This is a genomic window from Streptomyces sp. NPDC054975, from assembly GCF_053609105.1.
Genome location: NZ_JBSGWV010000090.1, coordinates 1 through 9,830 on the forward strand (window position 1 = coordinate 1; position 9,830 = coordinate 9,830).

Annotated in this window: 8 protein-coding genes; 4 read left to right on the plus strand and 4 right to left on the minus strand. The window is 70.1% G+C overall.

Annotation, left to right across the window (positions count from 1 at the left end):
• Positions 1-98 precede the first annotated feature (98 nt).
• Positions 99-488, minus strand: a complete 390-nt coding sequence (locus ACWF79_RS34340) for a WYL domain-containing protein (RefSeq protein WP_453732100.1) — start codon at positions 486-488, stop codon at positions 99-101.
• A gap of 306 nt (positions 489-794) precedes the next feature.
• On the opposite strand from ACWF79_RS34340, the gene ACWF79_RS34345 reads away from it, so the two are divergent.
• Positions 795-998 (plus strand): hypothetical protein, encoded by a 204-nt coding sequence (locus ACWF79_RS34345; protein WP_453732101.1) that lies wholly within the window; start codon positions 795-797, stop codon positions 996-998.
• A 469-nt stretch (positions 999-1,467) separates the two neighbouring features.
• Entirely contained in the window at positions 1,468-1,695 is a 228-nt protein-coding gene (locus ACWF79_RS34350; protein ID WP_453732102.1) for a hypothetical protein, read from the plus strand.
• Between the two features lie 12 nt (positions 1,696-1,707).
• Here ACWF79_RS34350 and ACWF79_RS34355 read toward each other — a convergent pair whose 3' ends face one another.
• The 3 genes from ACWF79_RS34355 to ACWF79_RS34365 all read right to left on the minus strand — a co-directional run bounded on the left by ACWF79_RS34355 (position 1,708) and on the right by ACWF79_RS34365 (position 8,491).
• Entirely contained in the window at positions 1,708-2,931 is a 1,224-nt protein-coding gene (locus tag ACWF79_RS34355; protein ID WP_453732103.1) for an IS110 family transposase, read from the minus strand.
• Between the two features lie 1,097 nt (positions 2,932-4,028).
• The gene (locus ACWF79_RS34360) at positions 4,029-5,030 is read right to left on the minus strand and encodes a DNA polymerase Y family protein (protein WP_453732104.1); all 1,002 of its coding nucleotides are present in this window, start codon (positions 5,028-5,030) and stop codon (positions 4,029-4,031) included.
• Positions 5,027-8,491, minus strand: a complete 3,465-nt coding sequence (locus ACWF79_RS34365; RefSeq protein ID WP_453732105.1) for a DNA polymerase III subunit alpha — start codon at positions 8,489-8,491, stop codon at positions 5,027-5,029. The genes ACWF79_RS34360 and ACWF79_RS34365 overlap by 4 nt, the downstream gene beginning before the upstream one ends.
• 357 nt (positions 8,492-8,848) lie before the next feature.
• Here ACWF79_RS34365 and ACWF79_RS34370 point away from each other — a divergent pair, with 357 nt between their 5' ends.
• Together ACWF79_RS34370 and ACWF79_RS34375 are read left to right on the plus strand one after the other, a co-directional pair.
• Complete coding sequence (locus tag ACWF79_RS34370; protein ID WP_453732106.1) at positions 8,849-9,259, plus strand: hypothetical protein; 411 nt, start codon at positions 8,849-8,851, stop codon at positions 9,257-9,259.
• 87 nt (positions 9,260-9,346) lie between these two features.
• Positions 9,347-9,562: a hypothetical protein gene (locus tag ACWF79_RS34375; RefSeq protein WP_453732107.1), complete on the plus strand. Its 216-nt coding sequence runs from the start codon at positions 9,347-9,349 to the stop codon at positions 9,560-9,562.
• Positions 9,563-9,830 lie beyond the last annotated feature (268 nt).

Genomic DNA, 9,830 nt, shown 5'->3' on the forward strand with positions numbered 1-9,830 from the left:
GGTGGGGCGGCGGGGGCGGGGGGCGCCTCGCCGCCGCGCTGGGCTGTATGCCTTGGGTTTGGCGGCGGGCCCGGCCGGGGGGGGGGGGCCCGCGCGGCCTACGCGGCCAGTACCAGCGGCTTCAGGTCCGGGTAGTCGCGGTCCATCTCCAGGGAGATCAGCTCAGCTTCACTCTCGGCAGCGTGGGTGAAGCTGGTCTCGCCGGTCGGGGCGTCCAGCACGAAGCGCATCCGGTGGATCGTGTAGGAGACGATCCGCTCGGGGTGGAAGGTGCGCATCTCGCCGCGCATCCGGCACATGGCCCGGACGATGATGCGGCCCTTGTTGGTGGTGCGGATGTCATGGATCTCGATGGTGCGCACCGACTCTTCGCCGTCGCTGTCGATGTAGGTGACGGTCACGGCCCGCTTGCCGTCCATCGCGCGGATCAGGTCGGCCAGGGTGCGGGTGGAGGTCTGACGGGCGGTGCGCTTCATCGTGTTGAACATTGGAATCTCCCAGCGACGTGGTGTGTCTTCGGTGTTGGGCGACTGCCACCGCCGACCAACAAGACAACTATATCCTACACACGTCACATGCGGGAAGTGAAAACACCCTTCTTCTCGACTTTTCTCAGACGTCCATCAACCCCCGGCGGGCCACACCTCGCTCCCCCCGCGCGACGCCACCGCATCACTCCATTGACTTTGTGATGCGTAGTGGATATAGTTGTTCCAGTCGTCAGGCGGTGGCAGCCGGGCGGCGACCGAGAAACACGCACCTCAACAAGTCAACAGCGGACAGGAGCCCCCGAGATGGCCCGTACTTTCCACGACCGCCCCGCACGCCTCCAGTACCAGGAGCGGCCCTGGCTGGCCCCCTTCCTGAAGGACGGCAGCCGGACGTGGCTGCAGCGGGCGGCGCACAAGCGGGACCGCGCCGCGCTCAGGCTGGCGCTACGCGCCAGCAGCGAGCCGCCGCTCCCCCAGCGTCGCCGCATCGACCGCGACGCGCACTGATTCAGCCCGACGAACGGCCCCGCCACCGGCGGGGCCGTTTTGCGTCCTGCGGACGACTCAGCTCGTGGGCGGGCAGCGGACAAGCGAGAGCCTCGCCGACGGGGGGCGGCGAGGCTGTAGCCAGTGTGGCAGGAGCGCTCCGCCGATGTGCCCATTTGCCGCGCCGAGCGCGACAGCAGCGAGGCGCGCGTCGACGGCCAGAGGGCACCCGGCCGCGCCGCGCACGCGATCGCTGGAGGCGAGGCCGGCTGACTGCGAGGCCGGTGGAGGCAGCGGATGCCGGAGGCCGAGGAGAGGAGGGCGAAGCGAGGGAGGGGCGACAGAGCGAGCAAGCCGCGCCGGGCCGTCAAGACAACAAGCCTCTTCCTCCGGCTATCGCGGAGAAAGACACCTCATGCAGTTAACCCGTCAAGGGAGGCGGGCGGGGCCCCTGTAGCGTGGCTCCTCGCTTGGTCAGAATCGGGGGGTAATGGACATCGCACGGATCATGGAAACGCTGGCCGAGCAAGGTGTCACGGTCATCTTCAAAGCAGATGCCGAGCGCATGCGCGACGGCACCAAGCCCTGGACGTTCGTGGCCAGCGGGGCGCCGTTTCGGCAGGGTTTGCTTGTCCGCACCGACGCGAAGTCGATAGAGGAGTGCTTGGCGGTCTGTCTTCCCCGGCTCAGGGAAGCCGGTCTGATCGTCCCGGATTGAGTCCCAGCGGGATCAGCCAGCCGCTGCAGATGGGAAGGCCGTCGGCTCATCGAAGTGACAGCGGTGGAGCAGACAGTGGTGGAGCTGGCCGAGCATGCGGTTGAACAGGTGCCGCAGTGCCTGCATGTGCCAGTCCCCTCCGGCCCGGCGGCGCCGGTAGTGGGCGTCCGCGCCGGATGAACCGCTGAGGGAGGCGAAGGCCCATAGGTGGCCGACGTGGTTGAGCCGGTTGTTCTTGACGAACCGGCGCCCGACGTAGTGGCGTTTGCCCGACGCTCGGGTGATGGGGGCCGCGCCCGCGTATGCCTTCAGCCCTCCGGCGGTGGCGAACCGCGTGCGGTCGTCCCCGATCTCCGCCAGGATCCGTGCGCCGATCTGGGCGCCGATGCCAGGAAAGCTCAGCATGATCGGGGCGTCGGGATGGGCTCGAAAGGCTTCCTCAGTGGCCTGGCCAAGGTCGGCGACTGCTTCGCAGGCGGCGTCCAGCTGCAGCAGCAGGGCCGCGGCCTGCTTGCCCATCGCTTCTTCGACCAGCGGGACCTGGTGGGGCGCCTCCCGGCGGAAGAGCTGCTGCAGACGCTCGGCATCGGCTTCGATGTTCCTGCGCCGGCCAGCCCGCTTCATCATGGCAGTCAGGCGCCAGAGCGGCAGCTTGGCGGCCAGCGCGGGCGTCGGTGCCACCGCCAGGATTCGGCGGGCGTCGGGGCGGGCCAGTCCGCCCTGCTTGTCCTTGAACGCCTCCAGGAACGCCGGAAAGTACTCACGCAGCAGCGAACGGAGCTGGTTGCAGAGCTGCTGTCGGCTCCAGACCGCGTCCTGCTGAGCTCGGGCCAGGACAGCCACCGCCTGGGCCAGCTCGGTGTCGGCAGCCAGCGGCCGGTGCATCGGCATGTCCGTGCGGATGATGTTGGCGAGCACGAGTGCGTCGCCGGGGTCGGACTTCTTGCGGCTCACGCCGTGGCGGTCGCGGTAGCGGGAGGCCGCCATCGGGTTGACCGCGAAGATCTGCCGGGCCCCCTGCCGCAGCGTGGCGACCAGCAGGCCGCGGCTGGTCTCGATGGCCACCGGGATCGGCGTCTCCGCGCTGTCGCCGTGCTCCGCCAGGAGGTCCAGCAGCAGGCGGTAGCCGTCCAGATCGTCGCTGATGCGGCACTTGGCCAGCAGCTTGCCGGTGCCGTCGACGAGCGCGACGTCGTGATGCCCTTCCGCCCAGTCGATCCCGCAGAACACGTCCATGGATCCCGCCCCTTCGCGGGCGCCGTTCTCGAACACGAGCACGCGGGGCCGCACGGCGCACTAATTCCAGGACTCCAAGGTCCGCCACCTCATCAGCCGTGCGCGGCACCGCAAGGCCGCACGGGCGCACGCCGTGTCCAGAGCTCAAGGCTCGTGAGGAAGAACGCGTCACCGTGCGGCAGCTCATCCATCGAGGATCCCGAACCTGACGGGCCCGCGGGGGCAGAACGTGCGAGGACCGGCCGGCGCCCAGCGCCACCAGTCTTTCAACAGACCTCGCACGGTCGGAGGTGTCGTAGGGGTCACCACGGCACCGACCGGACCACACACGTCCTGCCCTGGACTGGACAACGCCGCCCCGGGCCATCAGAGATCCAGGACCTCTAATTACTAACGAATTAGAGGTGTCGGCGTACGAAGGGGGCTTGCCCAGGGGGTCTGACCAGGGGAAATGCTCAAGATCCCGAAAGGGGGGTTCACACCTCCGGTAGTACCTCCGGTGCAACGTTCGGTGCAACCGTGCAGACAACTGTGCAGACAACTGTGGGTGCAACCCGTCTGGGACGTTCCACCGGGAGGCTTGCCCACAGATCACGGGACGGCCGGGCTGTCGGCTGGCGCCGAGGTCGGCGAGCCGTCGGCGTTGGCGTTCTTCCTCGAGCCGCTGGGCGAGCTGCGTGTGGCCGACGTAGCACGCCGCGCTCGAGAACCAGGCGCTGGAGAGCGGCCGGTTCGAGGCTTCGACTTCCCTCTGGGCCGGCCGGTCTGCGTCGCAGGCGTACCGGCGGGCGAAGGCCGGGACACCATGGATCGCCGCTTGACGCCGCCGTACTCGAGGTCGAGCTGAGCAGTCAGGCGTGGGCAACCATCGAGGACCAGGTTCCCTCTGTTGCTTCTCACGTACGAGGACGACGACGCGTAGAGACGATCAGTCTGTTGCCGTCGGCGCTCGATCACCAGACGTGCTTGGCACCAAGGGCTGTTCCCCAGTCCGAGCCGAATCGGCGTTTCTGCCGGTCAGTAGTCTGGGCAAGCCTGGGTGAGAGGTGGGCAAGCCTGTCCGCGGGACTGGGATCCACGCTCCTAGTGGGGGCGTGTCAGCTGGTCGGCCTGTATGCGGCGGCAGCGCCGGCGATGCCGGGTCCGTAGCGGGCGCGGGCCCGATCGAGGGCGGCTTCGAGGTCGCGGGCCTTGTCGTCGCGTGTGTCGAAGGTCAGCTGGTGCACTGCGTTCTCGGCGGGCTGGAGGCGTTCCGCGCGTAGGGAGATGGTGCGGACGCGGGCGCGTTGGAGGCCGAGGAGGGCGAGGAGCTCGCGTCCGGTGGCGGCAAGGACGGGGGTATGGGCGGTCGGTTCAGTGAGCGTTCGCGTCTTCGTGGTGCTGGTGCGGTCGGCATAGGTGACGGTCAGGGTGAGTGCCTGGGCGATCTCGTGCTGTTGGCGGAGCTGGGCGCCGAGTTGTTCGACAAGGCCGAGGACGGTGCGGTGGTGTTGTTCGGTGTCGAGCTCGTCGCGGCTGAAGCGGTGGGAGGCGCTGAGGCTCTTCGGGGCGGCGGCAGGGGTGACGGGCCGGTCGTCGACTCCGCGGGAGCGGTCGTGTGCTTGGCGGCCGGCGGCGGCGCCGAGGATCCGCTGGAGGGTGGGGAGTGGGGTGTCCGCGATGTCGCCGACCGTGTGAAGCCCGTAGCGGGCGAGACTTCGTACAGCTGTCGGGCCGACGCCTGGGAGCGCAGCCGCTCGCTGCGGGCGGAGGAATGCGGCGATCGAGTACGGGGCATCGGCCACCACGGTGGAGGTGCCGGGCGGGGCGAGCGCGGCCGCCATGGACGCGACCATCCGGTTGGGCCCGACACCCGCCGAGGTCGGGATGCCGTACAGGGCGAGCGCGCGGAGGCGGATCACAGCGGCGAGGCCTTCCGCGTCGCGCCTCCAGTACCGAAGCGCCCCGGTGAGGTCGGCATCGGCTGACCAGTCCGCCGTGTGGGCCTGGACGCGCGGGGTGATGCCCTCGACGACGGCCAGGAGCTGCTCGTACAGCTCCTCGTCCGGCTCCCGGAGATGGAAGAAGATCCGCATCACGGCGCGATGTGTGGTGGTCATCCGGCGCTCCCCGGGCTGGTGTGGCCGAGGCGGGTGAGGTCGGCCGAGCGGGTGCCCGCGGGCTGGAGGTCTGCGTATGGGTGGAGCTTCGCGCCCGTGGTCGGGTCGACGAGCGTCCGGCCCTCGGTGCCTGCGGGCTGGGCCGGCGTCGGTGCGGGGGTGGTGCTGCCGAGGAGGTCCAGGACGGCCTGGGGGCCGTGGTCGCGGCGGGCGGCGGCGAGTTCTTCGAGGTCCCACACCATCTGGCCGACGACCGTGCGGCGAGGGCCGCGGGCCTCGACGGTGCCCCGGACGAGGAGCAGTCCGCTGTGGAAGACGGTGTGGGCGCAGTCCTCGTGGGAGTCCTCGAAGAACGCGATGTCGACCAGTCCGGAGCCGTCTTCGAGGGTGACGAAGATGACCCGCTTCCCGGACGGGATCGGGGGGGTCTGGGTGGAGGCCCGTACGCCGGCGACGAGGACGGGCTGCCCGGGGTGCATGGCCCGGAGGTGCTTGGCGTCGGTGGCGCCGACCTCCCGCAGGAGCCGGTGGTGGTGCTCCATCAGGTGCTGGGAGACGTCGATTTTCAGCACCGTCAGTTCGGCGTCGAGGACCTCGCGGCTCGACATCTCCCGCAGCCCGCTTGCCCCAGCGGTCATGAGGGTGTTGTCGATGGGGAGCTGTCCGGCGCCGGGGCGGGTGCGGGTGTGGCGGTGGAGCTCGGCGGCCTGGAGCAGGAGGTCGCGCCGGGTGAGATCGCCTTGGAGCGTGGTGAGCGCGCCGATCTGGATGAGGCGTTCGGCGATCGGCAGAGAAGGGTGGGCGCGCTGCCAGAAGTCCTGGAGGGAGTTGTAGGGCTGTCCGGCCGTGATCCGCTCGACCTCGTGCTCGCTGATGCCCTTCACCGACGAGAGGGAGATCCGGACCGCCCAGCCGGTGTCGGTCTCCTCCACGGTGTAGGCGGCGGCGGACTTGTTGACGTCGACGGGCAGGATCGGGACGCCGTGGCGGCGAGCATCGGCAACAATGACGCGGGCCGGCCACATGCCGGGGTCGTGCTCCAGCAGCCCCGCGTAGAGCGCTGCCGGGTGGTGGGCCTTGAGCCAGGCGGACTGGAGGGCGGGAACGGCAAACGCGACGGCGTGCGCGCGGCAGAACCCGTACGCCCCGAAGCTGCTGACGATGTCCCAGACCTCGTCCAGGACCTTCGTGCTGTAGCCGCGAGCACCAGCTTTCGAACGGAACCACCCTTCGATCTTCGGCATACGCTCCTCGTCGCCGAGCGCCCGACGAGCGACCTCCGCGAGAGCCCTGTCGCAGCCGGTCATCACCGCGAAGATGTCGATGATCTGCTCGTGCCAGATCGTCACCCCGTACGTATCGCGGAGCACGGGCTCGAGGTCGGGGTGCGGATACGCCGGTGCGGCGCCGTGGCGGGCGGCGATGTACATCGCCGGCATCCCGCCAGCGACCGGACCCGGGCGGAAGAGGCTGATGTCGGCGATGACGTCCTGGGGGTCGCGGGGCTGGAGCCGGCCGACCAGGTCCTGCTGGCCGGGCGACTCGAGCTGGAACATGCCGACCGTGTCGGAGTCCTGGATCATCTTGAACGCGAACACGTCGTCGAGCGGCACGTGGTCGGGGTTGTCGAGGTCGATCTGCCGACCGGTCGTACGGCGGATCTCGCCGACGGCGTGCGCCATCGCCGACTGCATCCGCACGCCCAGCACGTCGAGCTTGAGCAGGCCGAGGTCTTCGACGTCCTCCTTGTCGGCCTGCACCATCGGGTACTGGCCGCCCGGGGTCGGCTGGACCGGAAGCCGGTCCAGCAGGGTCGCGTTGGAAAGGATGACGCCACAGGGGTGCATGGCGATCCCGCGTGGCAGCGCATCCAGGCCCTCCGCCAGCTCCCACAGCGGTCCGTACGATCCGGCCTCGGCGTTCAGGCGGCGGAGTTCGGGGAGCTCTTGCAAGGCGCCGCGGATGTCGCAGGCCCGGATGTGCGGGAACGACTTCGCGACCTTGTCGACGACGTCCGGGGGCAGGCCAAGCGCGAGGCCGGTGTCGCGTAGGGCGTGCCGGGCACGGTAGGTCTCCGGCATCCCCGTGACCGCGACCCGCTCCTTCCCGAACCGCTCGATGATCCGGTCGTAGACCTCCAGGCGGCGGGCGGACTCCACGTCGACGTCGATGTCCGGCAGCGACGCCCGCCGCTCGCTGAGGAAGCGCTCGAAGAGCAGGTGGTGCTCCAGCGGGTTGGCGGTGGCCACGAACAAGCTGTGGTTGACCATGGAGCCGGCGCCGGACCCGCGGGCGGCGACCCGGATCCCCATGTCCCGTACGTCGGCGACGACCTGGGCGACCGCGAGGAAGTACGGCTCGTAGCCGAGCCGGCCGATGATGCCGAGCTCGTAGTCGAGCTGGTCCATCGCCGTCTGGTCGAGGTCGAGGCCGCGGGCGACCATCCCGGCCTCGCACCGCTGCCGCAGAAGCCGCATCGCCCCGCCCGCTCCCGGATCGGCTCCGACCACGGTCGGCTCGGGGAAGTGCGGGGTGCCCAGGCCGAGGTCGGCGACCGGATCGACGACGCACTCCTCCGCCGTTCGTACGGTCTCGGCGAGCAGTGCGGCCGCGCGCCCGCGCTCGGCGCCGGCGGCCGCGCACACCCGCTCCGCAACCATCTGCATGTCGCCCTCGCCCTTGAGCCAGCGCTCGCCGCAGTCCAGCCGCTTGCGGTCGATCGGCCGCAGCAGCCGCGCGGCGTCCAGCACGTCCGCGATCCGGTGCTGCGCCGGGTCGGCGTACCGGACCGCGTTCGCCAGCACCGTGCGGATGCCGAGCCGGTCCGCGAGCGCGAGCGTGCGCGCGGCGTACCGTACGGACCCAGGCCCGGTGCCGGGCAGACCCCAGCAGACGACTTCCAGGCGCAGGTTCGCCCCGGCGAGCTCCCGCCACGGAGCAAGGAGCCGCTCGGCTACATCCGGGCGGCCGGCGGCGAGCGCGCGCAGCGGCTCGGAGGCCGGGCCGAGCAGGACGGTGAGGCCCGCGTCGGCGTACTGCCGCAGCGCGGGCCAGTCCGCGACCGGCGGCCCGCCGGCGGCGCCCACAACGTCGGCGTGCGCGGCGGAAACGATCCGGCACAGGCGCCCCCACCCTGTCGCGGACTGCGCGAGGAGCGTCACCCGCAGCGGCGCCTCCACCACATGGGCGCCCCCGCGCACTGGAGTCCGGCGCCGCCCGGACCGCTCCTGGGCGATGGGCTCGTGCGGGGCGACCGCGAGGTCCACGCCGAAGACAGGCCGGATTCCGGCCAGGGTCGCGGCCTTCGCGAAGCGGACGATGCCGGTGACGGTGTCCCGGTCGGTCAGCGCGAGCGCGGTGATGCCGCGCTCTGCGGCCCGGGCGACCAGGTCGTCCGGGTGGGAGGCGCCGTATCGGGCCGAGTAGCCGCTCGCGACATGCAGATGCACACCTCCGCCCATCACACGCCTCCGGCTAAATACCCCCAAACCAGCACTAACCGATTGGCTAGATCTCTACCGTACCGAACAGATATTCGAACACGTGAGCCCGCGTGGCGGTGATCTCGAATGGGAACGTTAGTTCTATCCTGTGGCTGCGGCGCTCGCCGCGCTCACGAAGGACACGCCCATGACGACTCCCGCACCCCGCAACCTTCCGGCGAACATGTGCCCGCCGCAGCTCCTCGGCCGCTGTGCAAGGTGCCAGGCCCCCTGCCACCGGTACGGGTTCGGCGGGAACCCCCTGTGCCAGGCCCATCAGGCCGAGGCCCTGGAGCTCCAGAAACACCAGCGCGCCCTTGCTGAGAGCGCGAGCTGATGTTCGACCGTCTGGAGATCCAGGTGCTGCCGCCGGGGCCCCGGTACGTCGCCCAGGTTCGGTTCCGGGTCAACGGCGAGGACCTGATCGAGGACGCTGTCGGTGAAGGCGGCCGCGGACCGTACGCGGCTGATGCGCTGCCGGCTGACCGCACCAGCCCTCTCCGCGCGACCGGCGAACCACGCCGCCTGGAACTGGGGGAGCCGGACTGCACCGGCGGATGCTGTGGCTTCCTGACCGTGGTCGTCCAGCGGCTCGGCGAAGTCGTGCAGTGGTCTGTCCGGGAAGTTCCATGGGCGGCTCACACCCCCGCGCCTGGCCCTCTGCCGGAGTTCCACTTCGACGCGATTCAGTACGACGCCGAAGTGGCGCGTGCCGAGGCAGACCGCTGGTGGCAGGTGTACTCCTAGCCCCAGGCCGCAGGGGAGTGTCCATCGGCACGGTGTCAGTGCGACAGCCTGTAAACCGCGGAGATACGAAGCCGAAGGGGAACCAACATGGCGCAGCGGCACGACCACAAACTGGCTGACGTGGCTCCGGGCACGGTCACCCTGTGCGCCACGAGGGACCTTCCTGGTGGTTTCCAATGGGCGCACCTGCCCGTGAAACGCTTCTTACGGGCCGACGAGACGCTGCGTGAGGGGTTCCGTGCCCGATTGCGGCGCACGGTGGGTGACGCGTCGGCGCCGGTCGAGGTCGTCGAAGGGGCGTAGCGCCGCCGCGACGGGACCCTCGTCTGGGGGAATTGCAGGAAGCCGAGACGTGCGCGTGCGATCAGCGGGGCAGTCGGCCTAGCCTGACCCCAGAACCCCAGGGGCTCTTGGAGGACGCGATGCCCGCTCGCTCTCTCTGGTCAGGGGCGATCAGCTTTGGCCTGGTCACGGTGCTTATCTAGATCTCGTCTCCATCTGTGCAGGTCATGAGCCATCGACCTTTGAGGGACGTGCGGTCAGGCGCGTCAATGCAGTGGGTCAATCGCCA

Bases quoted from the DNA above. Each gene is read 5' to 3' on its own strand.
- ACWF79_RS34360 (WP_453732104.1), bottom strand. From the start codon at position 5,030: ATGACCACCACACATCGCGCCGTGATGCGGATCTTCTTCCATCTCCGG.
- ACWF79_RS34355 (WP_453732103.1), bottom strand. From the start codon at position 2,931: ATGGACGTGTTCTGCGGGATCGACTGGGCGGAAGGGCATCACGACGTC.
- ACWF79_RS34375 (WP_453732107.1), top strand. From the start codon at position 9,347: ATGGCGCAGCGGCACGACCACAAACTGGCTGACGTGGCTCCGGGCACG.
- ACWF79_RS34350 (WP_453732102.1), top strand. From the start codon at position 1,468: ATGGACATCGCACGGATCATGGAAACGCTGGCCGAGCAAGGTGTCACG.
- ACWF79_RS34345 (WP_453732101.1), top strand. From the start codon at position 795: ATGGCCCGTACTTTCCACGACCGCCCCGCACGCCTCCAGTACCAGGAG.
- ACWF79_RS34370 (WP_453732106.1), top strand. From the start codon at position 8,849: ATGTTCGACCGTCTGGAGATCCAGGTGCTGCCGCCGGGGCCCCGGTAC.
- ACWF79_RS34365 (WP_453732105.1), bottom strand. From the start codon at position 8,491: ATGGGCGGAGGTGTGCATCTGCATGTCGCGAGCGGCTACTCGGCCCGA.
- ACWF79_RS34340 (WP_453732100.1), bottom strand. From the start codon at position 488: ATGTTCAACACGATGAAGCGCACCGCCCGTCAGACCTCCACCCGCACC.